We start from the raw sequence: 22,795 nt of genomic DNA on the forward strand, positions 1-22,795 counted from the left end.
CGCGTGGGATCAGAGGCCCTTGTACGCCTGGAGCAGTTCCTCCGTGCGCTCCGGGGCCGCCGGGCGGAGCGGCGCCCGCACCGGCCCGCCGGGCAGGCCGAGCGCGCTCAGCAGGGCCTTCGCCGTCACCGTGCCCGGCAGGCCCGACGCCATCATCAGCTCTATCAGGGGCAGCAGCCGTGCGTGCAGCCGGGCCGCCTCCGCGGTGTCGCCGCGGTCGTACGCGTCGAGCACCGACGCCACCGCCCCGCCCGCGACGTTCGCGACCGTGCTGATGTATCCGACGCCTCCCACCGAGCGCAGCGGAAGGTTCAGCTCCTCGCAGCCCGAGTAGTAGGCGAGGTCCGTCGCGGCGATGACCTTCGAGCTGCCCAGCATGTCGTAGGCGCAGTCCTTGACGCCGGCGATGCGCGGGTGCTCGGCGAGCCGCAGCATGGTGGCGGGCTCGATCCGGGTGCCCGTGCGGCCGGGGATGTCGTAGAGCATCACCGGCAGGCCGGTCGCGCCGGCCACGGTCAGGAAGTGCTCGGCGATGTCCTCCTGCGGCGGCTTGCTGTAGTACGGGGTCACCACCAGCAGCCCGTGCGCCCCGGCCGCCTCGGCCGCCCGGGCCAGCTCGACGGTGTGCCGGGTGTCGGCCGTGCCGACGCCCGCGGTGATCCGCGCCCGGTCGCCGACGGCCTCCGCCACGGCGCGGACGAGCGCGCTCTTCTCCGCGTCGCTGGTGGTCGGCGACTCGCCGGTGGTGCCGCTGAGGACGAGCCCGTCGCAGCCGCCCTCCCCGACGAGGTGGTCGGCGAGGGCTTGCGCCCCGTCGAGGTCGAGCTCCCCCTCCGGGGTGAAGGGGGTGACCATGGCACAGACCGTACGGCCGAAGGGGCCGGCGGGAGGGCCGGCGGGAGGAGTGAGCGTCATGGACGCGATTCTCCGCCCCCTCGACCGTACAGGTCTATTTAATTGTTCTCGGCGTGATGTGTAAGCAGTGCTACGGCTTTACGGCTTCCAGCGCAGCACCTGCGGGTCGTGGTCGCTCGCCTGGTCGGCGAACTCCGCGTTGACGTGGACGATGTCGTAGTCCACGCGGCGCACGTGAGAGCTGGTCAGGATGTGGTCCAGCACCTGGGAGTTGCCCTGGTAGACGTAGCCGTAGCGCTGGTCGCGCGGCAGCCGCGCGACCTGGTCGGTGAGGACCTTGCCCGCGGTGAGAGCCTTCAGCGCGGGCGAGAACTGGTAGTCGTTCAGGTCGCCCGCGACGATGACGTTCGCCTGCCGGTCGGCGGCCAGCAGCTGCTTGACGAACCCGTTCACGGCCTGGGCCTGCTGCTTGCGCTGCACCTCGGAGGACCGGGCCGGGGGCTGGAAGCGGCTGTCGAGGCCCTGGTCGCCGCCCTTCGAGTTGAAGTGGTTGGCGACGACGAAGACCCGCTGCCCCCGGAAGGTGAACTGGCCCGCGAGCGGCTTGCGGCTGTCCTTCCACGCGGGGTTCGCGGGGTCGACCCGGCCGGGGGAGGCGGACAGCGCGGCCTTGCCGCCCTGGCGGACGACCTTCACCGGGGTCGTGGAACCGCCGCCGGGCGTGTCGGTGAACGAGACCCGGGCGGGGTTGAAGAGGAACGCGGTACGGATGTTGCCGCCGGGCTGGCCGCCGTCCTGGTCGTTGACCGGGTTGATCTGCCGCCACTCGTACGCCGGGCCGCCGGCCGCCTTGACGGCGTCCGTGAGCTTCTTCAGGGTCCGGTCCGCGTCCACGACGCCGTCGTCGGTGACGCCGTCGTTGTCCTGGACCTCCTCCACCGCGACGATGTCGGGCGACGCGAGGTTGGTGACCAGCCCGGACGCCAGCCGGTCGAACTTCGCCTGCGGCGTCCTGGGCGAGAGGTTCTCGACGTTGTACGTGGCGACCGCGAGCTCGTCGCCGCGCTGCTTGCGGGTGGTCTCGCGCTTCAGGCCCTTGCCGGCGAGCTTGCCCAGCTGGGTGGCCTGCAGGGTGTAGCCGCCGAAGTTGTCGTAGTCCAGCGGGCCGGCGGTGGTGCCGGTCAGCTCGTCGCCGACGTCGGCGACGGGGAAGGCGTGCTCGGCGTACGGGATCAGCGAGGCGACCTTGACGCGGCCGGCGTTCGGGTCGCGGTACGCGCCGTAGAGCGTGCCGCCGCGGCCCGTGCGGTTGTGCTTGGGCTCGGCGGTGACCCACAGCTCCTTGTGCGGGCTGGTCGCGCCGACGACGGGGGCGTCCTGCACGGAGACGCGCATGCCCTCCAGCGACTCGAAGCGGTCCAGGGCGTACGTGCCCGGTCGCAGCGGCAGCTTCTCGATCGAGCCGCCGTGCGCGTCGGGCGCGTAGCGGTCCGGGATCTCCGAGGCGCGGAGCCGGACCGGGGCCGGCAGGGCGTTGCCGGAGGACTGCACGTGCCAGGTGGCCCTGGTGAGCTGGGTGACCGACTGCAGGCCGGCCGCCTCGCCGCCCGGGTAGTACTCGGTGACGGTGCCGGCCACGGTCACGGCGTCGCCCACGGCCACGGACGGGGTGGTGGAGCCGGTGAAGACGAAGATGCCCTCGCTGGTGGCGTCGTTGCGGTCCGGGTGCGGGTCCTGGAGCCAGAAGCCGCGGGAGCCGCCGAAGGCGCGGACGGCGGTGACGACGCCCGGCACGTCCGACACCTTCTGGCCGGCGAGCGGGGAGATGCGGGTGGTGCCCTGGATGTCGTGGATGCGCAGGCCCTCGGCGCTCGCCGCCTGCGGGGCCGCGAGCAGCCCGGCCGCGAGCGCGCCGGCGAGGAGGGAGCCGAGGGCCGCGGGTCTGCGCAGGGCGGTGCGGCGGGAGGGCGGGGGAGTGGGCACGGTGGCCTCCGGTAGGGAGAGGGAAAGGGCACGGCGGAGAACGGAGCGGAGCGGCGTGGGCCGGCGGGACCGGCGAGGAACGATGCCGGCTGACGTCCCGGAGCCCGCGTTGACGCGATCCTGACGATCTCTACGCGCGTCAATGTCTTGCGCGCCCAGGGAAGTTGTCAAGGTTCCGCGGGTAATCGTCAGCCGAATGCCCGTCGGCGGTCCGCCGAACCGGGCGGCCGGACGGAAATCCCGTCTACGCTTGGGCAGCGCGCCCGGTCCGCGGCGCCGCGTGCCCCGCGCATGCCGCACCGCACGTCAGGCGGCATGCCGCACGGCACGTGCCCCGAATGTGCCCCGACGTACGTCACGACGAGGAGAGACCCCCCTGATGTCCGGAGACCGTCCGACCATGCCGCCGGTGCGGCTCCCCTCCGACGCGGAGCTCGCGCGCGACGCGCTGGCCGCGCCGCTGCTCGCCCGCGCGGCGAAGCTCGCGCGCTGGGCCGGCAAGGAGGGCATCCCGGTCGGGGTCGGCGGTGAGCTGCTCGCGGAGCAGCTGCGGGCGGCGACGGAGCTCCTGGGGCTCGCGGGCGACGAGGACGGCGACGCCTACGCGATGGACGCGTGGCAGCACGCGCTGGACACCGGGCTGGTGGACTTCGAGGAGTTCGACGAGACCGGTGAGACCGGTGGGGCCGCCGTGGGCGATGAGGCCGGGGAGCCCGGCGAGGACGAGCCCCGGGGCACCGCCGTCGCGGGGGAGGAGCTCGCCACGCTCACCTCCGGGAGCCCCGCCGACATCCTGGAGCTGTGGCTCGCCGGCCTCGACAACGTCCTGGCCGACGCCGCGGCGCCCGACCTCGGCGACATCGCCGACCGGATCGCCGAGGGCGGCGACCTCGACCTCGACTCCCTCGACTGGGACCCCGAGGGCGAGGCCGACTTCCTCGACGGCGTCCTCGGCAACCTCTACCTGCTCACCGCGCTGGAGCAGAGCGACGCCGAGCGGCCCGTACCGCTGCCGGCGCTCGCCGCCTCCATGATCGTGCCGGACGACATGGACGAGCCCACGGACGACATCCTCGAAGAGGTCTCCGACGCGATGATGCGCCTGGACGACCAGTTCCGGCTGCTCGCGCCCACCGGGATCATCGCCTACCGGCCCGTCGACGAGTCCCTCATCGAGGAGGTCGACGGCGAGGGCCACATCCGCGAGTCCGTCGACGCCGTCGACTCCGAGAGCCCCGAGGAGGAGGACGTCAGCCGCTACGGCATGGTCTCCCTCACCCCGCTCGGCGTCCTCGCCGTCCGGGCCCGGATGCAGGACGCGGGCGTCGACGCCCCCGCCGTCGGCGACCTCGCCGACCAGGGCGCGGACGCGCTCCTGGCCGCCCTGCCGGGCCACCCGGAGACGGCCGCCCGCGCGGAGGCCGAGCTGTGGCTCGCCCGCCGGACGCCCGTGGACGCGGCCCGCGAGCTGCTGGCCGCCGGGCGCGGCAGCGACGCGGACGGGCCGTCGCGCCGCCTCGCCTGCCAGCAGACGCTCTCCCTCCTCGGCACCGGCGCCGAGCCGGCCGTGCGGGAGGTCCTCGACGACCGCGAGCTGGGCGGGCTCGCCCGCGTGTGGCTCGCCGAGCACGGTGCGGCGGACGTGCCCGAGCCGGGCGAGGACATGGTCTTCTGGCTGACCGTCGACACGATCGCCGCCCAGCTGGCCGTCTCCGGCGACACGGACGAGCTGCGCGGGCTGGTGGAGGGCCTGGTCGGGCAGCACAGCGGCTTCTTCGACGCGGCGTGGCGGGTGGACCACCCGGCGACGGCGGACGTCCTGGAGGCGATGGGCCGTCTCCACCCGGAGAAGAAGGTGGCCAAGGAAGCCCGCAAGGCGGCCTTCAAGGCCCGCTCCCAGCGACGCTGATCCCCTTACGGGGCCGGGGGCGGGGCGGAGACGCCCCGTGCCCCGCGGCGGAGCGGTGCGAAGGGGCGCCGGGCGTTGTTTCCCGGGCGCCCCGCGCTCCGTTCCGCGCGCTTCTCGTGGTGTTCATACGCTATTCGGTGGGGAACGGGAACGTAGGCGCGTGAGCCCGCGGACCCTGGAGTGCAGATGACCCTCAGCCGAAGAGACTTCGCGAAGCGATCCACCCTCGCCGGCGCCGGACTGGCGCTGACCGGCAGCGTGGGGGTCCTCGCCAGTGCCCCCGGCGCGCTCGCCGCCGGCGTGCCGGAGCCGCGCGGGCCCCGCCCCCGGCCCGCCGTCCCGCCCGGCTACGGGCCCCTCGTGCCGGACCCGAAGGGCCTCCTCGCCCTGCCGGCCGGCTTCTCGTACCGCGTCGTCACCCGCGCGGGCGTCACCAGGCTGGAGTCGGGCGAGCCCACCCCGTCCAACCACGACGGCACCGCCGCATTCGAAGGCCCCCGCGGCGCCACCCTGCTCGTCAACAACCACGAGCTCAAGGGCCCCCGGGCCAACTGGAAGCACCCGGTGCCGCTCGCCGAGGGCCTCGTCTACGACCCCGCCGCGGCCGGCGGCTGCACCGTCGTCGAGGTCTCCCACGACGGCGAGCACACCGCCGAGTGGGTCGGCATCGCGGGCACGTCCACCAACTGCGCCGGCGGCGCGACCCCTTGGGGCACGTGGCTGACCTGCGAGGAGACCGAGGACAAGGCCGGCCAGAACGGGATGACGAAGACGCACGGCTACGTCTTCGAGGTCGACCCGCACGACCGCCGCGCCAATCGCGCTCCCAAGCCCGTCAAGGCCCTCGGCCGGTACGCCCACGAGGCCGTCGTCACCGACCCCTCCCGCGGCCACCTCTACCTCACCGAGGACGCGGCGGGCCCCAACGGCCTGTTCTACCGCTGGACGCCGCCGCCCGGCTTCCGGCACGGCCGCGGCCGGCTGCGCACGCTCGCCGACGACGCGGGCAGGCTGCAGGCCTTCAAGTGCTTCGACTCCGGCGGCCGGTTCGTCGACGACCTGTCCCGCGCCACCCGCCCCGGCACGGTGTACGGGGTCGACTGGGTGGACGTGCCCGACCGCGACGCGGCATCGGTCTCCGTCCGCAAGCAGTTCAAGGACGGCGGGGTCACCCGCGCCCGCAAGCTGGAGGGCATGTGGTGGGGCGACGGAGGCGCGTACGTCGTGTCGTCCTTCGCCCGCGAGGAGAGCCCCGTCCAGCACGACGGCCAGGTGTGGTTCTACGACCCCCGGCGCCGCACCCTCACCCTGAAGGTCCGCTTCGGCGTCAACCGGCACCCGGAGCGGGACGGCGCCTTCGACGGCCCGGACAACATCACCGTCTCCCCGCACGGCGGCCTGGTCATAGCCGAGGACGGCGAGGGCGTGCAGCACCTCTTCGGCGCCCTGGACGACGGCCGCACGTACCCCATCGCCCGCAACGAACTCAACAATGGCACCGCGCAGAAGCCCGAGTACAGCGAGTTCACCGGCGTCACCTTCTCGCCCGACGGCAGGACGCTCTTCGCCAACATCCAGGAGCCCGGCATCATGCTGGCGATCACCGGCCCCTGGCGGCGTCAGGGCAGGTGAGGGGAGCCCCGCCGGGCCCTCACCGGGCCCCCGGGGAGCCCCGGCGGCAGCCCCGCCGGGAATCCTGAGCGGTCGCCCTTGTTGGAACAGGGGTGACCGCGACCATCCGGCTCTCCGTACTCGACCGCTCCCGCACCCGCCGGGGCCGCCCGCCGGGCGAGGCGCTGCGCGACACCGTGCGGTTCGCGCAGCAGACCGAGGCGCTCGGCTACCACCGCTTCTGGGTCGCGGAGCACCACGGCGTGCCGGGCGTGGCGGGCTCGGCGCCGACCGTGCTGGCCGCGGCGGTCGCCGCCGCGACCTCGCGGATCAGGGTCGGCACGGGCGGCGTGATGCTGCCCAACCACCGCACACTGGTGGTCGCCGAGCAGTTCGGGGTGCTGGAGTCCCTCTTCCCGGGCCGCATCGACATGGGCCTGGGCCGCTCGGTCGGCTTCACGGACGGCATCCGCCGGGCGCTGGGCACGGAGAAGGAGGCCATGGGGGACTTCGGCGCTCAGCTCGCCGAGCTGGAGGGCTGGTTCACGGACGGTCCGCGCCCGCACCCCGAGGTGCACGCCCGCCCGGCCGAGGGCCTGCGGATCCCCGCCTTCGTCCTGGCCAACGAGGCGGGCGCGGACCTGGCGGCCGCCGCCGGCGCGGCCCTGGTCATCGGCGGCCTCACCGGCGACGAGCGCACGCTGGCCGCCATCGGCCGCTACCGGGCCGCCTTCCGGCCCTCGGCGTGGTGGCAGCAGCCGTACGTCGTGGTGGCGGGCAACGTGGCCGTCGCCGCCACCCGCGAGGAGGCCCGCCGCCTGCTGGTCCCCGAGGCGTGGGCCCTGGCCCACTCCCGTACGCACGGCGTCTTCCCGCCCCTGGAGCCCGCGGAGGAGACCGAGGCGCGGGCGATGACCGACCGGGAGCGCCGGCTGTACGAGGACGGGCTGCGCGGGCACCTCCACGGCACGGAGGACGACGTGGCCGCCGCGCTCGGCACGCTCCTCGACCGCAGCGGCGCCGACGAGGTGCTGGTCACCACGTCCTCGTACGACAGGGAGGCCCTGCTGGACTCGTACCGCCGGCTGGCCCGGATCGCCGTGGGCACGGGAGTGCCCGTCTGACGGTTCCGCCGGATCCGGCGCTGCCGCAGCACGGCGCCGGGGCGGCACCGGTCCCGGGGCGGTCCGGCCCGCTTCCCGTCCGCCCTGCCCCGGCGCGCGTCCTACAGCGCCTGCGCCGCCGGCTTGACCAGGTCGCGGACCGTGCGGGACTTCACGAACTCGCCGAGGGCGGTCATCTCCCACTCGCCCGAGTACTGCCGGACGAACTTGGCCATCAGCACGCCGGTCTTGGGCTCCGCGCCGGTCAGGTCGAAGCGCACCAGCTCCTCGCCGGTGCGGGCGTCGAGGAGGCGGCAGTACGCCTTGGCGACCTCGCTGAACTTCTGGCCGTTGAAGGAGCTGACGGTGAAGACCAGGCCGGTGACCTCCGGCGGCAGCCCCTGCATGTGCACGGTGATCGTCTCGTCGTCGCCGGAGCCCTCGCCGGTGAGGTTGTCGCCGGAGTGCTGGATGGCGCCGTTGAGGATCTGCAGCTTGCCGAAGTAGCAGGCGTCGATCATGTTGCGGTCGGGGCCGTAGGCGATGACGGAGGCGTCCAGGTCGATGGCCCGGCCGCCCCAGGCCGGCTCCCAGCCGAGGCCCATCTTCACCGACTGCGTCAGCGGCCGGCCGCCCTTGACCAGGGACACCGTCTGGTTCTTCTGCAGGCTGACCCGGCCCTTGTCCAGGTTGATCTTCCCGCTGCCGGGGGCGGGGGCGGGCGCCGCCGGGGGCGCGGCGGGCACGGGCGGGGCGGCCGCCGGCATGGGCGGGGCGGCGACGGGCGGCTGCACGGGGGCGGCGGGAGCAGGGACCGGCGCGGCGGCCGCGGGCTCCTCCACGCTCACGCCGAAGTCGGTGGCGATCCCCGCCAGGCCGTCGGCGTACCCCTGGCCGACCGCGCGCACCTTCCAGGCGCCCGCCCGCCGGTAGACCTCCACGACGACGAGCGCGGTCTCCGAGCCCAGCCGCGGCGGGGTGAACGTGGCCAGGACCGAGCCGTCGTCCGCATTGCGCACGGTGGCGGTGGGCTCGGCGCCGGCGAACGTCGCGCCCCGGGCGTCCGGGCTCGCCGTCACCACGATCTTGTCGATGGCGGCGGGGACGGCGGCGGTGTCCACCGTGATGGCGTCGGGCACGCCGCCGGACGCGGCGCGGTGGCTCACGCCCGGCCCGGAGGGCTGGTTGTAGAAGACGAAGTCGTCGTCGGAGCGCACCTTGCCGTCGGCGGTGAGCAGCAGGCCCGATACGTCGAGCCGCACCGGGGCGGTGACGTCCACCGTCACGCGGGCGACGGAGAGCGGGATGTTCGAGCCGGGTGTCATAGCGGTCATGTCCCGGGTAACGAGCGGCCGCTCTTTGCGGTTCCATTACCGAATGCCTGATGCCGTCCCGTTACGGACGGGGCCGCCGCAGGTCAGCCCGGGTGCCAGCGGGGCGGCTCGGTGCCGCAGAACTCTCCGCCGACGAGCCCGGCGCCCTCCCGCACGGTCCCCCGCTCCGCGGCGAGCAGGGCGGCCGCGTACGGCTCCGAGTCGTCCTGGGGCGCGTAGCCGAGCGCGCGGGCGGAGGACAGGTCCCACCAGGCCCGGGTGTTGGCGGAGCTGCCGTAGACGACGGTGTGGCCGACGTCCTCGGCGGTGAGCGCGGCGTGCACGAGCCGCGCGCAGTCGGCGGGGCTCAGCCAGACCGACAGCATGCGCACCGACTTCGGCTCGGGGAAGCAGGCGCCGATGCGCAGGGACACGGTCTCGATGCCGTGCCGGTCCCGGTAGAGGGAGGCGAGGTCCTCGCCGAAGCACTTGGAGAGGCCGTAGAAGGTGTCGGGGCGGTGCGGGGTCTCCACCGGCAGCGGCGGGGCGCCCTCGGCGGGCAGGGGCGTGAAGCCGACGGCGTGGTTGCTGGAGGCGAGCACCACGCGTCGTACGCCCGCTTCCCGTACGGCCTCGTAAAGGCGGTACGTGCCCTCCACGTTGGCGCGCAGGACGTCCGCGAACGGTGCCTCGGCGGGGATCCCCGCCAGGTGGACGACCGCGTCCACGCCGCCGAGGGCCGCGCGCAGCGCCGCGTGGCCGGCCGGGTCGGCGAGGTCCGCGGTGACGGCGTCCGGCTCGCCCGGCACGGGCCGCACGTCCAGGAGGCGCAGGCGGTGGCCGTGAGCGGGCAGCAGGGTGCGCAGGTGGGTGCCGATGCGGCCGGCGGCGCCGGTGAGGAGGACGGTGCGGGACGCGGGCATGGCCGGGCCTCCTGAGAAGCGGAATTGTCCAATCCGATTATTCCGTACGGGAGATGACGCTGATCACGAAATAACCGGGCGCCCGTCCGGCTTCATCCCACCGAAGGCACCACTTGAACCACAAGGAGCACACATGCCGATCCCGACCGCCGCTCAGGAAACCGTCGTCCAGGGCACCGTCGCCAAGGGCTACGAGGGCGTGCGCGAGGCCTTCGCCTCCACCTTCGCCGAGGAGCGCGCCGGACACTCCGCCCAGCTCGCCGCCTACGTGCACGGCGAGCAGGTCGTCGACCTGTGGGGCGGGCCCGGCTTCGAGGGCGACTCGCTCACCGGCGTGTTCTCCTCCACCAAGGGCGCGGCCCACCTCGTCGTCGCCCTCCTCGTCCAGGACGGCACGCTCGACCTCGACCGCGCCGTGGCCCACTACTGGCCCGAGTTCGCCGCCGAAGGGAAGGGCTCCGTCACCCTGCGGGACCTCCTCGCCCACCGGGCCGGCGTCATCGGCGCCGAGGACGGCTTCACCCTGGAGGAGCTCGCGGACGACCGCGCCATCGCCGCCAAGCTGGCCGGCCAGCGGCCCTACTGGCGGCCCGGCACGGCCTTCGGCTACCACGCCTACGTCATCGGCGCCCTGACCGGCGAGGTCGTCCGCCGCGCCACGGGGCAGACCGTGCAGGAGCTCTACGAGGAGCGCATCCGCGCCCCGTACGGCCTCGACTTCCACATGGGCCTGCCCGAGGAGCACGAGCACCGCTTCCTCACCACCCTGCCCATGGACCCGACGCCGGGTCAGCAGCGCGTCCTGCAGGAGAACACCGCCGGCCCGCACAGCCTGTTCGGTGTCGCCTTCAACCTCAACCACGCCGTGCCGACCGTCCTGGAGGAGCTGCCGAACCACCGCCTCATACGCGCCGCCGGCCCCGCCTCCGTCGGCGGTACGGCCTCCGCGCGCGGCCTCGCCGGCATGTACGCGGCCGCCATCAGCGGCCTCAACGGCAAGGAGCCGCTGCTCACGCCGGCCACGGCTGCCGAGTTCGCGCAGGTCCACTCGGCCGGCCGGGACCTCGTCGCGGGCAGGTTCGGGGCGTTCGGCCTCGGCTTCGGCAACATGTCCGTGGAGAAGTTCCCCTTCCTCGGCGCCCGCGCCTTCGGCCACGGCGGCGCCGCCGGCTCCCAGGCCTTCGCCGACCCGTCCACCGGCCTGGCCTTCGGCTACAACCGCCGCCGCTACGCGTTCCCCGGCGACTCGGAGGTCCACCTCCCGCTCCTGGCCCGCGCGGTCCACGAGGCGGTCACGACGGCCGTCTGAGGGGCCGCCCCTGCGGGGGCGTCCGGCTGAGGCCCGGCGTCCGCCACCCGCCCGGAGGGGGTCACCGCGGAGAGACGAAACCGCACTCGTACGCCGCGATGACCGCCTGCGTGCGGTTGCGGACACCCAGCTTGGCCAGTGCGCCCGCCACATGGGTCTTCACCGTCGCCGCGCCGAGGGCCAGCTGGTCGGCGATCTCGGCGTTCGACAGGCCGCGGGCCATCAGGCGCAGGACCTCCGCCTCCCTCTCCGACAGCTGGGCCCGCAGCTTCCCCGCGGCCGCCCGGGCCCGCCGCGCCTCCGCGTGCTCGGCCGCGAGCGCGCGCACGGCGGCGGGGAACAGCAGCGAATCGCTGCGGGCCACCAGCCGGACGGCCTGGACGAGTTCGTCCGCGCCCGACCGCTTGAGCAGGAAGCCGCTGGCCCCCGCGCGCAGCGCGTCGTACACGTAACTGTCGTTCTCGAACGTCGTGACGACGATGACGCGCGGCGGCGCGTCCATGCCGCCCACCAGCTGCTCCGTGGCCCGGATCCCGTCGACCTCCGGCATCCGCACGTCCATCAGCACGACGTCCGGCCGCAGCTCGCGGACGACGGAGACCGCCTCCGCGCCGGTCGTGGCCTCGCCGACGACCTCCAGGTCCTCCTCCGCGCCCAGGATCGCCCGCAGGGCCGTCCGCACCATGCGCTCGTCGTCGGCCAGCACGATCCGCAGCGGCGCCGTCACCGGCCCGCACCCCCGCCCAGCGGCAGGCGGACGGCGAGCCGCCACACCCCGTCGCGCTCGCCCGCGCTGCTGCTGCCGCGCAGCAGCCGGGCGCGCTCGGCTATGCCCGTCAGCCCGCGCCCGCCACCGCTGCGGCGCTGCGCACGGGTCTTCCCGGGCCCCACCGGATTCTCCAAAGCGACCTCCACGGCCTCGTCGTCGACAGTGATCCTCAGCAGCACGGGCACCCGGCCCGCGTGCCGCAGGGCATTGGTGAGCCCCTCCTGCACGATCCGGTACGCCTCGCGGGAGACGACCGGCGGTACGCGCTCCAGCGCCGGCGGCGCGGCGAGCGCGACCGTGCCGCCCGCCGCCCGGGTGCGCTCCAGCAGCCCGCCGAGGTCGGCGAGGGTCGGGGCGGGCGCGGCGGAGGCGGCGCCGTCCTCGCGCAGCAGCCCCAGGACGGTGTCCAGCTCGCCGACCGCCTCGCGCGTGGTCTCCTCGATGGCGGCCAGCGCCTGCCGGGCGAACTCCGGGTCGGCGTCGAGGACCTTGCGCGCGGCGCTCGCCTGCAGCGTCACCGCGCTCAGGGCGTGCCCCACCGAGTCGTGCAGCTCGCGCGCCAGCCGGTTGCGCAGGGCCAGCCGCATGGCGTGCTGCTCGGCGGCCGCCAGCCGGTCGGCGGCGCTCGGCCCGAGCAGGACGGGCGCGCAGCGCGCGAGCAGCGCCCCCGTGCCGCTGGACACCGCGAGGAGCAGGACCAGCACCGCCACCCCCGCGGGCGGTGCCAGGAGACTCCACGGCAGCGTCAGCCCGCCGAGCCCGTAGGGGGCGTCCTTGCCGCCGGGCACGCCGGTGACCGGCAGGGCGATCAGCATCAGCGCGAAGGGAGGCGTGGCCAGCGACATGCCGCTCACGATGCCGCCGGCCATCAGGTGCAGGGTGTACCACAGGGCGGTCCGCCCGCGCGCGGCCCACGAACCCGCCGGCCCCGTCGCGAGCGCCTCCTCGGGCAGCCCGCACAGGGCGCGCGCCGCCGTGGACTCCAGCGTCCGCGCCAGCGGCACCAACGCCGTCACCGCCGCGGGCACCAGCGCCAGCGCGAAGACGCCGAGCTGCCGGCCCAGGCCGGTGGGGAACAGGACGTTCGTGCTGCTGGTGAAGACGGACGTGAGCGTGCTCGCCAGCAGGTAGTACGGCATCAGCAGCGCGCCGCCGATCAGGAGGTGCACCCACCGGAGCCGGGCGCGGCGGCCCAGCAGCGCACGGGCCCCGCGCCGTCCGCGCCGCACGAGAGCCGTCACGGAGCGAGGCACGCCGCGCGCCGGGCGAAGAAGCCCGTCCCCGCGGCGAGGAGCAGCAGACCGGTGATCACCTGCACAGCGTAGGTGACGGCCATCGGCGCCGTCGGCCCCCGGCCGTCGGCGGCCAGCGACGTCATCAGCGCGAGCAACTGCCAGCCGCCCCACGCCGCCGACGCCGCCGATCCCACCCCCGCGAGGATCAGCGGCACGCGCAGCGGGAGGCCGCCGGCCCGGCCGGAGAGCAGCAGCACGACACCCGCGACCGTCGCCCCCGCGTACAGCACGTAACCCGACTCCCCGGCCGCGAAGGCGCCGCCGTACTCGCGGGCCAGTTCGGGCGACAGTCCCACCGGCCGGCCGCACGCCCACAGCAGGTGGACGCCGCCGGTCACCACGGCCAGCACCGCCGCCACGGTCGCCGCCGCCCGCTGCCCGCGCCCCGGAGCCGTGCGTCCAGGGCCGGCGACGCGGCCCTGCCACAGGTGGCCCCAGCGCTCACGGGCGTACGGCACGAACAGCGCGCCCAGGGCCAGCCCCTGGACGATGAAGCCCGTGTAGACCACGCCGAAGACCCACTCGTCCAGGAACGGCCGCTCGTCCCCGCCCCCGGAGCCGGCCGCCGAGCCGCCCAGGGCCCGCACCAGCAGCTGCGCCGGGAAGGCGTACATGATGGGCGTCAGCAGCCCGACCGCGCCCCACACCGGCAGGAGCAGGGCCCAGGCCGGGACGCGTCTGCCCCAGGGGCGGGTCAGCAGCACGGCGAGGACGACGACGGCGGCGTCCATCAGCACGGTCACGGCGTTGGCCGCGACCAGCCCCGCATCGGCGTCCCGCAGGACGCTGCCCTCCGGGATGCCGAGGTGACTGCCCGCCAGCCAGGCGACTTTGAGGGACAGATAGGGGAGGCAGGCGGCGATGGCCACCGTGCGGAGGGTGCGGCGTTTGGTGGTGTGGTCGTCCGGGACGGGCAGCGTCGTACTGGTCATGTGACCAGGGTTCCGCCGCGGGCGCCGCGGCGCCTCGGCCTGAACGGCGGACCTCCTCCGCCGTGCGGCGGAGCCGCCGCTCCTCCTTGCGGACGGCTCCGGCCCGTGGACGGCCCGATCACCGGCGCCGATAGTGGACGGATGGACGAGACGAGCAATGACGTGACGGCCATCGACGAGACGGCCATCGAGAACCTCGCACCCGCGCAGTTCGCGCCCGGGACCGTCTACTTGAACACCGCCGCCACCGGGCTCCTCCCCGCGGCGGCCGTCACCGCCATGAGCGAGGCGGCGACCGCGCACGCCCTGGGACGGCCCGGCAGTGAGGACCACTTCGCGGTGGTGGACGCCGTTCGCAGCGCCTTCGCCCGGCTGGTGGGCGTGCCGGCGCGGCGCGTGGCGACCGGGAGCTCCGCCGCGGTCTACTGCGGACTCATCGCCCAGTCGCTCCCGGAGGGTGCGGAAGTGCTCTGCGCCGAGGGCGACTTCAGCTCCCTGGTCAACCCGTTCCACGTCCGGGCCGCGCTGGAGGTGCGGACCGTGCCCCTGGAGAAGCTCGCCGCGGAGGTCCGGCCGGGTACGGCGCTGGTGGCGGTCAGCGCCGTGCAGTCGGCGGACGGCCGCATCGCCGACCTCGACGCGATCGGGGCGGCGGCCCGCGCGCACGGCGCCCGGACGCTCGTCGACATCAGCCAGTCCGCGGGGTGGCTGCCGACGGACGCCGGGGCCTTCGACTTCACCGTGTGCGTCGGCTACAAGTGGCTGATGGGGCCCCGGGGCACGGCGTTCCTCACCGTGCCGGAGGACCTGGGCGGCCTCACCCCCGTCTTCGCCGGATGGGTGGCCGCGGAGAAGCCGTGGGACAGCACGTACGGGCCGGTGACCGAGCTCGCCTCCTCGGCCCGCCGCTACGACGAGAACCCCGCCCTCCTGTCGTACACCGGGGCCCTGGCCGGCCTCCTGCTCATCGAGGAGCTCGGGACCGGGCGGATCGCCGCGCACGACCGCGCCCTCGCGGACCGCTTCCGCGCGGGGCTGGACCGGCTCGGCCACCGTCCCGTGCCGGCGGACGGCTCGCCCATCGTGTCCGTCCCCGGCCTGGACGCCCCCGCGGAGCGCCTCTCGGCGGCGGGCATCCGCGCCGGCGTCCGCGCGGGCCGCCTGCGCGTGGCGTTCCACCTGTACAACGGCGCCTCCGACGTGGACGCGGCACTGGAGGCCCTGGCGCGGCCGTGAGGCCCGGCACGGACGCGCCGATCGCGGCGCCGGGCATGCCGCCGGACTCTCACCGCGGTGGTCGCTCGCCGTTGCGGCGGAAGGGCGTCCTTCCGCCGCAACGGCGAGGACCGCAGGCCCGCCGGGAGGCGCTAGTTCACGGGGGTGAAGTCGCGCGCTCCTACGAACGACGGGCGCCGGCCGGGCGCGGCGAACGGTTCCGTCGCCGTGTTCTCCACGCTGTTGAACACGATGAACACGTTGCTCCGCGCGAACGGCGTGATGTTGTCGCCCGAACCGTGCATGCAGTTGCAGTCGAACCACGTCGCCGACCCGGCCGGGCCGGTGAAGAGCCGGATGCCGTGCTGGCCGGCCAGCTCGGCGAGGGCCGTGTCCGACGGCGTCCCCGCCTCCTGCATCCGCAGCGACCGCTTGTAGTTGTCCTGCGGCGTCGCACCCGCGCAGCCCAGGAACGTCCGGTGCGACCCCGGCATGATCATCAGGCCGCCGTTGGTCGGGAGGTTCTCCGTCAGCGCGATCGACACCGACACCGTCCGCATCCGCGGCAGCCCGTCCTCCGCGTGCCACGTCTCGAAGTCCGAGTGCCAGTAGAAGCCGGCGGCGCCGAAGCCCGGCTTGATGTTGACCCGCGACTGGTGGACGTAGACGTCCGAGCCGAGGATCTGCCGCGCCCGGCCCACCACGCGCGGGTCGCTCACCAGCCGGGCGAACACCTCGCTGATCCGGTGGACCTCGAACACCGACCGCACGTCCTGCGAGTGCGGTTCGACGACCGCTCTCTCGTCGGCCCGCACCGCCGGGTCACCGATCAGCCGGTCCAGCTCGGCGCGGAGGGCCGTCACCTCGTCCGGGGTGATCAGCTGGTCCACGGTGAGGAAGCCATCGCGTTCGTAGTCCGCGAGGCCGCCCGCGTCGATCGGCCCGGGGGCCGGGGCCCCGGATCCGGAGGGCCACACCACCGGATCCTGCCGGGGGACGGCGACCTCGTGCGTGCCGCGCGTGGGGTAGAGGTCGGTGACCGTGGTCATGGTTCAGCCCTCCTCCGTCAGCAGCGGGTAGACGCCGTTCTCGTCGTGGTCCTCCCGCCCGGTGACCGGAGGGTTGAAGACGCACACGCAGCGGAAGTCGGTCTTCGGGCGCAGGGTGTGCCGCTCGTGGCCGTCGAGCAGGTACATCGTGCCGGGCGAGATCCAGTGCTTCTCGCCGGTCTCGTCGTCGGTGAGCTCGGCCTCGCCCTCCACGCACAGCACGGCCTCGATGTGGTTGGCGTACCACATCGACGTCTCCGTCCCGGCGTACAGCACGGTCTCGTGCAGGGAGAAGCCGACCCGCTCCTTGGCGAGGACGATGCGCTTGCTCTCCCACGTGCCGCTGCGGGCCTTGACGTGCCGGTCGGTGCCTTCGATGTCCTGGAGGGAACGGACGATCATGTGAGTGCCTTTCTGTTCTGCTCTGTGCCTCGGTGCTGTGCTGTGCTGTGTTTTTCCGTGCTGTGCCGTGCCTTTCCGCTCAGGCCGTTTCGCGGACCGCGCGGGCGAGGATCCGCAGCCCCTCGTCCAGCTCCTCGGGGGAGATCGTCAGGGCGGGCAGCAGCTTGACGACCTCGCCCTCCGGGCCCGACGTCTCGATGAGCAGGCCGAGTTCGAAGGCCCGCCGGGAGACCGCCGAGGCGCGCGTCCGGTCGGCGAACTCCAGTCCCCACACGAGGCCGCGGCCGCGGTAGTGCGCCCCGGCCTCCGGGTGCTCGGCGCAGATGGCGCGCAGCGCCTCCTCGGCCTGCTCGCCGCGGGCGAGGGTCTGCTTCTCCATCTGCCCGTCGGTCCAGTACGCGTCGAGCGCCGCGGCCGCGGTGACGAAGGACGGGTTGTTGCCGCGGAACGTGCCGTTGTGCTCGCCGGGCTCCCAGACGTCGAGCTCCGGGCGGAAGAGGGTGAGCGACATCGGCAGTCCGTAGCCGCCGATGGACTTCGACAGCGTCACGATGTCCGGCGTGATGCCCGCCTCCTCGAAGGAGAAGAAGGCGCCGGTGCGGCCGCAGCCCATCTGGATGTCGTCGACGATCAGCAGCATGTCGTGCCGCTCGCACAGCGCGGCGAGCGCGCGCAGCCACTCGGGGCGGGCGACGTTGATGCCGCCCTCGCCCTGCACCGTCTCGACGATGACGGCGGCGGGGGTGTTCAGGCCCGAGCCCTGGTCGGCGAGGAGCCGCTCGAACCACAGGAAGTCGGGCACCTGGTCGTCGAGGTAGTGGTCGAAGGGCATGGGCGTGCCGTGGACGAGGGGGATGCCCGCGCCGGCCCGCTTGAAGGCGTTGCCGGTGACGGCGAGCGAGCCGAGCGACATGCCGTGGAAGGCGTTGGTGAAGGACACGATCGCCTCGCGGCCCTTGACCTTGCGGGCCAGCTTGAGCGCGGCCTCGACGGCGTTGGTGCCCGTCGGGCCGGGGAACATCACCTTGTACGGCAGGTCGCGCGGGCGCAGCACGACGTCCTGGAAGGCCTCCAGGAAGGCGCGCTTGGCGGTGGTCCCCATGTCCAGGCCGTGGGTGACGCCGTCGCGTTCGATGTAGTCGATCAGCGCGCGTTTGAGGACCGGGTTGTTGTGGCCGTAGTTGAGCGCGCCGGCACCGGCGAAGAAGTCGAGGTACGTGTGGCCGTCCTCGTCGTACATCCGGCTGCCCTGGGCCCGGTCGAAGACCGCGGGCCAGCTGCGGCAGTAGCTGCGCACCTCCGACTCCAGGGCCTCGAAGACGCTGAGTGCGGGCGGGGTGATGGTCATGGCAGTGCTCCGTTCGGTTGCTGTGCGCGAGGGCGTGCGCGGCCGGTACGTGGGTCCGGTGCGCGGATCAGTGCGTGAGGGGGCCGATGCGGTGCAGCACCTCGGGGTCGTGGCCGCTCTCGGGGAACAGTCCGCCGTCGAAGAGGACCTTCCGCTCGACGCCGGCGCCGTGCCGGGCGGCGAAGGAGGCGAAGAGGCGGTTGGAGGCGGTGTTTCCGGGCGTGACGGTGGTCTCGATCTCGGTGATGCCGGCGGCGCCCGCGGGGCCGCCGGGGCCGGCCGTCTCGCGGGCCACCCGGGCGACGAGGCTCTCGAGCAGCGCGGCGGCCAGGCCGCGGCCGCGGTGGGGGCGGTCCACGGCCACCTGCCACACCACGAGGGTGCGGGGGCGCTCGGGGCGGATGTAGCCGGTGATGAAGCCCGCGGGCTCCCCGTCGGCGGTGCGGCGGGCCACGGCCGAGGTCGCGGCGAAGTCGCGGCACCACAGCAGGTAGCTGTACGACGAGTTGAGGTCCAGGGTCCCGGAGTCGCGGGCGATGCGCCAGATCGCGGCTCCGTCCTCGACGCGCGGGGCGTCGATCGTGAGGTCCTCCGGAATTCCGGGGAATTCCCCGGAGGAGGCCGGGCGGGCACGTGCAAGGTCTGCTTGTGCGGCGGTCATGCGGAGGGAATTTACCTATGCGGATCGGAAATTGCATCGGGGGTCCGGGTTCCCCGGCAGGGGGTGGTTGTGTTATCGCGCGAAGGCGCGTGGGCGGGCGAGACGGTCGCTTAATGGGGTGATTTGCCCAGTAATATCCGGGCGAAAGGGATGGGGTGTGGAGTGTGTCACAGGTGATCGCGGGGCGGATGAATTCCCTTCCGGAAACGTAAGGAAAATGCTGCGTTTAGGGTGCGGGAAAGCGGGCAGGAGAATGCGCGGGGAGTTGTACGCGGAAATAGGAAATGCGGGTCGGGAAGGATTATCCCGGGCCGTCCGCGGCGGCCGGGGTCCCGGCGGCCGGCGGCCCCTTGGCGCGCGGGAGGAGCGGGCTCGTACAGTGCGGTCCATGAGCGACAGTGGGGTGCTGCACATCAAGGGGCGGGTGCTCGTCGGGGCGGACCCGGACGCCGTGCGCGACGAGTTGTGGGCCGTCGGCGGCCGGATCACCTTCGAACGGCCGGCGGGGGCGCGGGACGTCACCACGATCGAGGGCTGGGCGCTGCCCGGCCTCGTGGACGCGCACTGCCACGTGGGGCTCGACGCCCACGGGCCGGTCGACGAGTCCACGAGCGAGAAGCAGGCGCTGACCGAGCGGGACGCGGGGGCCCTGCTGCTGAGGGACGCCGGCTCGCCCTCGGACACGCGCTGGATCGACGACCGCGAGGACCTGCCGCGCATCATCCGGGCCGGCCGGCACATCGCGCGGACCCGCCGGTACATCCGCAACTACGCGCACGAGATCGAGCCCGAGGACCTCGTGGCGTACGTCGCGCGGGAGGCGCGCCGGGGGGACGGCTGGGTCAAGCTCGTCGGCGACTGGATCGACCGCGAGACGGGCGACCTGTCCGCCTGCTGGCCGCGCGGCGAGGTGGCGGCGGCCATCGCCGAGGCGCACCGGCTCGGGGCGCGGGTGACGGCGCACTGCTTCGCGGAGGAGACCCTGGCGCCCCTGGTGGAGGCCGGGATCGACTGCATCGAGCACGCGACCGGGCTCACCGAGGAGACCATTCCGCTGTTCGCGGAGCGGGGGGTCGCCATCGTGCCGACACTGGTCAACATCGCCACGTTCCCGCGGCTCGCGGAGGGCGGCGAGGCGAAGTTCCCGCGCTGGGCGGACCACATGCGGCGGCTGCACGCGCGGCGCTACGACACGGTGCGGGCGGCGTACGACGCGGGCGTCCCCGTCTTCGTCGGCACGGACGCGGGGGGCTCGCTCGCCCACGGCCTGGTCGGCCAGGAGGTCGCCGAACTCGTCAAGGCGGGCCTCCCCCCGGTCGCCGCCCTCGCCGCCACGACGTGGTCGGCCCGCGCCTGGCTCGGCCGCCCGGGCCTGGAAGAGGGCGCCCCGGCCGACCTCGTGGTCTACGGGACGGACCCCCGCGCGGACATCAGGGTCCTGGGCTCCCCGAGCCGCGTGATCCTGCGGGGCCGCGTCGTCCGCTGACGGCCCGCCGGGCCACGGTCACCTTCCGCGAGGAGCGTCGCGACGGGACATCCACGCCGCCACCGCCGCCCCCGAGACGTTGTGCCACACCGAGAAGACCGCCGCCGGCAGCGCCGCCGCCGGGCTGAAGTGGGCCGTGGCCAGGGACGCCGCCAGGCCCGAGTTCTGCATGCCCACTTCGAAGGCCATGGCACGGCTCGCCGGACGGCCCAGGCGGGCCACGCGGCCCGCCGCGTAGCCGAGGGCCAGGCCGAGGCCGTTGTGGAGGACGACGGCGAGGAGGACGAGGGCCGCCGCGTCCTTGATGCGGGACGCGCTGCCCGACACCACGATCAGGACGAGGACGGCGATCGTCAGCGCCGACAGCACCGGCAGGGCCCGCAGCACCCTGACGACGCGCCGCCCCGCCACCATCCGCACCAGCGCCCCGCCGACCACCGGCACGAGCACGGTCTTGAGGATGTCGGTGAACATGGCGCCCGCGTCCACGTCGAGGAAACGATCCGCCAGCAGCAGCGTCAACGGCGGTGTGACCAGCGGCGCGACGAGCGTCGAGACGGTCGCCACGGACACCGACAGGGCGACGTCCCCGCGCGCCAGGTACGTGACCACGTTGGACGCCGTCCCGCTCGGCGCGCAGCCGACGAGGATCACCCCGGCCGCCAGCTGCGGCGGCAGCCCCAGCACCGTCGCGATCAGCCAGCCCAGCCCCGGCATGATCACGTAGTGGGCGACGAGGCCGAGCCCGACCGCCCAGGGCCGCTTGGCGACCGCGCGGAAGTCGTCACCGGTCAGCGTGAGACCCATCGTGAACATCACGACGCCCAGCAGGTAGGGCACGGCCGGCGCCCAGCCCGTGAAGTGCGAGGGCGCGGCGAGCCCCAGCCCACCGGCGGCGATGACGAGCAGGGGGAAGACGGTGACGGCCAGCCGCGCCGTCCGGTCGGCGGCTGCCGGGGCTATTCGGGAGGTCGGGGCCGTTCGGGGGGTCGCCATACGGCGGCACCTTAGCGATCACCCGCGCGCCTCGGCCAGAGGCGGTCTCACCCCTCGGCGAGCGCCTTGCCGAGGGCTTCCGCGAAGCGGTCCGTGGTCGCGCGGTCCCGGACCGCGAGGCGCAGGTAGTCCGGCCCCAGCCCGGGGAACGTGTCGCCGCGGCGCACCGCGAACCCCAGCCCCCGCAGCCTGCCCCGTACGGCCGCGGCACCCCGCACCCGGATCAGCAGGAACGGCCCGGCCGCGGGCCCGTGCACCCGGACCCCTTCGAACTGGCCCACCGCGGCCGCCAGATACGTCCGGTCGTCGGCGAGCCGCCGCGCGGCGTCCCCGGCCTCCGCCAGCGCCGGGGGAGCGCTGCACGCCTCCGCCGCGGCCAGCGCCGGCGACGACACCGGCCACAGCGGCTGCGCCCGCTCCAGCCGGGCTATGGTCCCGGGCGACGCGAGCACGTAGCCGATCCGCAGGCCCGCCAGCCCCCACGTCTTGGTGAGGCTGCGCAGCACGACCAGCCCCGGCAGGTCCGTGACGGACGCCAGCGACTCCTTCTCGCCCGGCACCGCGTCCATGAACGCCTCGTCCACGACGAGCGTCCGGCCGGGCCGGGCGAGCCGCGCCAGATCCCGTGCCGGGTGCAGCACGGACGTCGGGTTGGTCGGGTTGCCGACGACGACCAGGTCCGCGTCCCCCGGCACCGCGCGCGGGTCCAGCCGGAATCCGTCCGCCGCGTCGAGCAGCACCCGCTCCACCTGGTGCCCGGCGTCCCGCAGCGCCGCCTCCGGCTCCGTGAACTGCGGGTGCACGACCACCGGCCGCCGCACCCGCAGCGCCCGCGCGAGGAGCACGAACGCCTCCGCCGCGCCGGCCGTCAGCAGCACCCGCTCCTCCGGCAGCCCGTGCCGCGCCGCCACCGCCCGCCGCGCGGCCCGCCCGTCGGGGTACGCGGCGAGCCCGTCCAGCGACGCGGCGATGCGTTCGCGCAGCCACACCGGCGGCGTGCCCGCCCGTACGTTCACCGCCAGGTCCGTCAGCTCCGCGCCGGCCCCCCGCACTTCGGCGTCACCGTGGTGGCGCAGGTCGGGTTCGCTGGGAGTGTGCATGGCCGCGGGCCGCCTTCTGGTGAGTGCCGGGATCGTCGTCTGCGGGCGTGTGCGGCCCGCCCGGAAACGGTACTGACGACCGCCGAAGGGCCGTCAAGCGGGTCCGTGTGCAACGGCCGTACGCCGGGCGCCTCACCCGCGCCCGTACGCGACCGCGCACGTCGCCCGCGCGGACTTCCGTTTCGCCACGGCCAGGACGGCGCCCGGCCCGGCCGCCAGCAGCGCCGCCGCCTCGGCCACGGCGGGCGCGCCCACGGCGGCCAGCGCGGCCTCCGACGGGCTCGCCACCGGGACCCGCGACAGCGCGTCGGACGGATAGCAGCGCAGCGGGACCCCCAGCCGGGCCGCAGCCTCCAGCAGACCGCTCTCGCCGGCCTTCGCCTCCGCGGTGGCCAGTGCTACGAGCTGCCGACCGGCCCCCGGCGCCGCCCCCGCCTGTGCTTCCGCTTCCGCCAGTGTCCGTCCGACCAGCTCCAGCACTTCCCCGGCCGGCACACCGCGCCGGGCGCCCACGCCCACGTAGACGGAGACCATCC

20 protein-coding genes are annotated in these 22,795 nt (G+C 74.5%); 6 read left to right on the forward strand and 14 right to left on the reverse strand.

Features of this window, described 5'->3' with window-relative positions; all coding sequences use genetic code 11:
- Positions 1-9 precede the first annotated feature (9 nt).
- Both dapA and ACFZCD_RS16185 read right to left on the reverse strand, forming a co-directional pair.
- Positions 10-915, reverse strand: a complete 906-nt coding sequence (dapA, locus tag ACFZCD_RS16180; RefSeq protein ID WP_391831129.1) for a 4-hydroxy-tetrahydrodipicolinate synthase — start codon at positions 913-915, stop codon at positions 10-12.
- A gap of 78 nt (positions 916-993) precedes the next feature.
- Positions 994-2,838 carry an endonuclease/exonuclease/phosphatase family protein gene (locus ACFZCD_RS16185; protein WP_391831131.1) on the reverse strand — a complete coding sequence of 615 codons (1,845 nt, stop codon included), beginning with the start codon at positions 2,836-2,838 and terminating at the stop codon, positions 994-996.
- 379 nt (positions 2,839-3,217) lie between these two features.
- Between ACFZCD_RS16185 and ACFZCD_RS16190 the strand changes: the two genes are divergently transcribed.
- From ACFZCD_RS16190 to ACFZCD_RS16200, 3 genes are all read left to right on the forward strand, one after another.
- Positions 3,218-4,747, forward strand: a complete 1,530-nt coding sequence (locus ACFZCD_RS16190) for a hypothetical protein (protein ID WP_391831133.1) — start codon at positions 3,218-3,220, stop codon at positions 4,745-4,747.
- Between the two features lie 186 nt (positions 4,748-4,933).
- The gene (locus ACFZCD_RS16195) at positions 4,934-6,379 is read left to right on the forward strand and encodes an alkaline phosphatase PhoX (RefSeq protein WP_391831135.1); all 1,446 of its coding nucleotides are present in this window, start codon (positions 4,934-4,936) and stop codon (positions 6,377-6,379) included.
- A gap of 92 nt (positions 6,380-6,471) precedes the next feature.
- Positions 6,472-7,482 carry an MsnO8 family LLM class oxidoreductase gene (locus ACFZCD_RS16200; RefSeq protein WP_391831137.1) on the forward strand — a complete coding sequence of 337 codons (1,011 nt, stop codon included), beginning with the start codon at positions 6,472-6,474 and terminating at the stop codon, positions 7,480-7,482.
- Positions 7,483-7,583: 101 nt separating this feature from the next.
- Here the strand turns inward: ACFZCD_RS16200 and ACFZCD_RS16205 are convergent, their stop codons facing one another.
- Together ACFZCD_RS16205 and ACFZCD_RS16210 are read right to left on the reverse strand one after the other, a co-directional pair.
- Positions 7,584-8,795 (reverse strand): TerD family protein, encoded by a 1,212-nt coding sequence (locus ACFZCD_RS16205; protein ID WP_391831139.1) that lies wholly within the window; start codon positions 8,793-8,795, stop codon positions 7,584-7,586.
- An 83-nt stretch (positions 8,796-8,878) separates the two neighbouring features.
- Positions 8,879-9,697, reverse strand: a complete 819-nt coding sequence (locus ACFZCD_RS16210) for an NAD-dependent epimerase/dehydratase family protein (protein ID WP_391831141.1) — start codon at positions 9,695-9,697, stop codon at positions 8,879-8,881.
- 133 nt (positions 9,698-9,830) lie between these two features.
- Between ACFZCD_RS16210 and ACFZCD_RS16215 the strand changes: the two genes are divergently transcribed.
- Positions 9,831-11,006: a serine hydrolase domain-containing protein gene (locus ACFZCD_RS16215; RefSeq protein ID WP_391831143.1), complete on the forward strand. Its 1,176-nt coding sequence runs from the start codon at positions 9,831-9,833 to the stop codon at positions 11,004-11,006.
- A gap of 61 nt (positions 11,007-11,067) precedes the next feature.
- Here ACFZCD_RS16215 and ACFZCD_RS16220 read toward each other — a convergent pair whose 3' ends face one another.
- From ACFZCD_RS16220 to ACFZCD_RS16230, 3 genes are read right to left on the reverse strand one after another with little or no spacing between them, the layout of a single operon-like run.
- Positions 11,068-11,733, reverse strand: a complete 666-nt coding sequence (locus ACFZCD_RS16220) for a response regulator (protein ID WP_391831145.1) — start codon at positions 11,731-11,733, stop codon at positions 11,068-11,070.
- Positions 11,730-13,016: a sensor histidine kinase gene (locus ACFZCD_RS16225; RefSeq protein ID WP_391831147.1), complete on the reverse strand. Its 1,287-nt coding sequence runs from the start codon at positions 13,014-13,016 to the stop codon at positions 11,730-11,732. The genes ACFZCD_RS16220 and ACFZCD_RS16225 overlap by 4 nt, the downstream gene beginning before the upstream one ends.
- Positions 13,013-14,002, reverse strand: a complete 990-nt coding sequence (locus ACFZCD_RS16230; RefSeq protein ID WP_391831149.1) for a hypothetical protein — start codon at positions 14,000-14,002, stop codon at positions 13,013-13,015. The genes ACFZCD_RS16225 and ACFZCD_RS16230 overlap by 4 nt, the downstream gene beginning before the upstream one ends.
- A 105-nt stretch (positions 14,003-14,107) precedes the next feature.
- Here ACFZCD_RS16230 and ACFZCD_RS16235 point away from each other — a divergent pair, with 105 nt between their 5' ends.
- On the forward strand, positions 14,108-15,238 hold the full coding sequence (locus tag ACFZCD_RS16235) for an aminotransferase class V-fold PLP-dependent enzyme (protein WP_391831151.1): 1,131 nt from the start codon (positions 14,108-14,110) through the stop codon (positions 15,236-15,238).
- 131 nt (positions 15,239-15,369) lie between these two features.
- Here ACFZCD_RS16235 and thpD read toward each other — a convergent pair whose 3' ends face one another.
- The 4 genes from thpD to ectA form a co-directional block, all read right to left on the reverse strand.
- Complete coding sequence (thpD, locus tag ACFZCD_RS16240; protein WP_391831153.1) at positions 15,370-16,266, reverse strand: ectoine hydroxylase; 897 nt, start codon at positions 16,264-16,266, stop codon at positions 15,370-15,372.
- Positions 16,267-16,269: 3 nt separating this feature from the next.
- A complete protein-coding gene (locus ACFZCD_RS16245; RefSeq protein ID WP_030366648.1) occupies positions 16,270-16,668 on the reverse strand; it encodes an ectoine synthase in 399 nt (132 codons plus the stop codon).
- Between the two features lie 79 nt (positions 16,669-16,747).
- Entirely contained in the window at positions 16,748-18,016 is a 1,269-nt protein-coding gene (ectB, locus tag ACFZCD_RS16250) for a diaminobutyrate--2-oxoglutarate transaminase (RefSeq protein ID WP_391831155.1), read from the reverse strand.
- A 67-nt stretch (positions 18,017-18,083) separates the two neighbouring features.
- Positions 18,084-18,677 carry a diaminobutyrate acetyltransferase gene (gene ectA, locus ACFZCD_RS16255; RefSeq protein WP_391831157.1) on the reverse strand — a complete coding sequence of 198 codons (594 nt, stop codon included), beginning with the start codon at positions 18,675-18,677 and terminating at the stop codon, positions 18,084-18,086.
- A 388-nt stretch (positions 18,678-19,065) separates the two neighbouring features.
- Between ectA and ACFZCD_RS16260 the strand changes: the two genes are divergently transcribed.
- Positions 19,066-20,163 carry an amidohydrolase family protein gene (locus ACFZCD_RS16260; RefSeq protein ID WP_391831159.1) on the forward strand — a complete coding sequence of 366 codons (1,098 nt, stop codon included), beginning with the start codon at positions 19,066-19,068 and terminating at the stop codon, positions 20,161-20,163.
- 18 nt (positions 20,164-20,181) lie between these two features.
- Here ACFZCD_RS16260 and ACFZCD_RS16265 read toward each other — a convergent pair whose 3' ends face one another.
- From ACFZCD_RS16265 to ACFZCD_RS16275, 3 genes are all read right to left on the reverse strand, one after another.
- The gene (locus tag ACFZCD_RS16265) at positions 20,182-21,159 is read right to left on the reverse strand and encodes a bile acid:sodium symporter family protein (RefSeq protein ID WP_391831161.1); all 978 of its coding nucleotides are present in this window, start codon (positions 21,157-21,159) and stop codon (positions 20,182-20,184) included.
- A 47-nt stretch (positions 21,160-21,206) separates the two neighbouring features.
- Positions 21,207-22,259 (reverse strand): Rv2231c family pyridoxal phosphate-dependent protein CobC, encoded by a 1,053-nt coding sequence (gene cobC, locus ACFZCD_RS16270; protein WP_391831163.1) that lies wholly within the window; start codon positions 22,257-22,259, stop codon positions 21,207-21,209.
- Between the two features lie 132 nt (positions 22,260-22,391).
- A complete protein-coding gene (locus ACFZCD_RS16275; protein ID WP_391831165.1) occupies positions 22,392-22,793 on the reverse strand; it encodes a cobalamin biosynthesis protein in 402 nt (133 codons plus the stop codon).
- Between the last annotated feature and the right edge of the window lie 2 nt (positions 22,794-22,795).

This window comes from Streptomyces sp. NPDC008001, assembly GCF_042958085.1.
Lineage (GTDB): Bacteria > Actinomycetota > Actinomycetes > Streptomycetales > Streptomycetaceae > Streptomyces.

Coding starts and splice junctions, on each gene's coding strand:
- ACFZCD_RS16205 (WP_391831139.1), bottom strand. CDS start 8,795: ATGACCGCTATGACACCCGGCTCGAACATCCCGCTCTCCGTCGCCCGC.
- cobC (WP_391831163.1), bottom strand. CDS start 22,259: ATGCACACTCCCAGCGAACCCGACCTGCGCCACCACGGTGACGCCGAA.
- ACFZCD_RS16230 (WP_391831149.1), bottom strand. CDS start 14,002: ATGACCAGTACGACGCTGCCCGTCCCGGACGACCACACCACCAAACGC.
- thpD (WP_391831153.1), bottom strand. CDS start 16,266: ATGACCACGGTCACCGACCTCTACCCCACGCGCGGCACGCACGAGGTC.
- ACFZCD_RS16245 (WP_030366648.1), bottom strand. CDS start 16,668: ATGATCGTCCGTTCCCTCCAGGACATCGAAGGCACCGACCGGCACGTC.
- ACFZCD_RS16195 (WP_391831135.1), top strand. CDS start 4,934: ATGACCCTCAGCCGAAGAGACTTCGCGAAGCGATCCACCCTCGCCGGC.
- ACFZCD_RS16215 (WP_391831143.1), top strand. CDS start 9,831: ATGCCGATCCCGACCGCCGCTCAGGAAACCGTCGTCCAGGGCACCGTC.
- ACFZCD_RS16260 (WP_391831159.1), top strand. CDS start 19,066: ATGAGCGACAGTGGGGTGCTGCACATCAAGGGGCGGGTGCTCGTCGGG.
- ACFZCD_RS16210 (WP_391831141.1), bottom strand. CDS start 9,697: ATGCCCGCGTCCCGCACCGTCCTCCTCACCGGCGCCGCCGGCCGCATC.
- dapA (WP_391831129.1), bottom strand. CDS start 915: ATGACGCTCACTCCTCCCGCCGGCCCTCCCGCCGGCCCCTTCGGCCGT.
- ectB (WP_391831155.1), bottom strand. CDS start 18,016: ATGACCATCACCCCGCCCGCACTCAGCGTCTTCGAGGCCCTGGAGTCG.
- ectA (WP_391831157.1), bottom strand. CDS start 18,677: ATGACCGCCGCACAAGCAGACCTTGCACGTGCCCGCCCGGCCTCCTCC.
- ACFZCD_RS16275 (WP_391831165.1), bottom strand. CDS start 22,793: ATGGTCTCCGTCTACGTGGGCGTGGGCGCCCGGCGCGGTGTGCCGGCC.
- ACFZCD_RS16265 (WP_391831161.1), bottom strand. CDS start 21,159: ATGGCGACCCCCCGAACGGCCCCGACCTCCCGAATAGCCCCGGCAGCC.
- ACFZCD_RS16190 (WP_391831133.1), top strand. CDS start 3,218: ATGTCCGGAGACCGTCCGACCATGCCGCCGGTGCGGCTCCCCTCCGAC.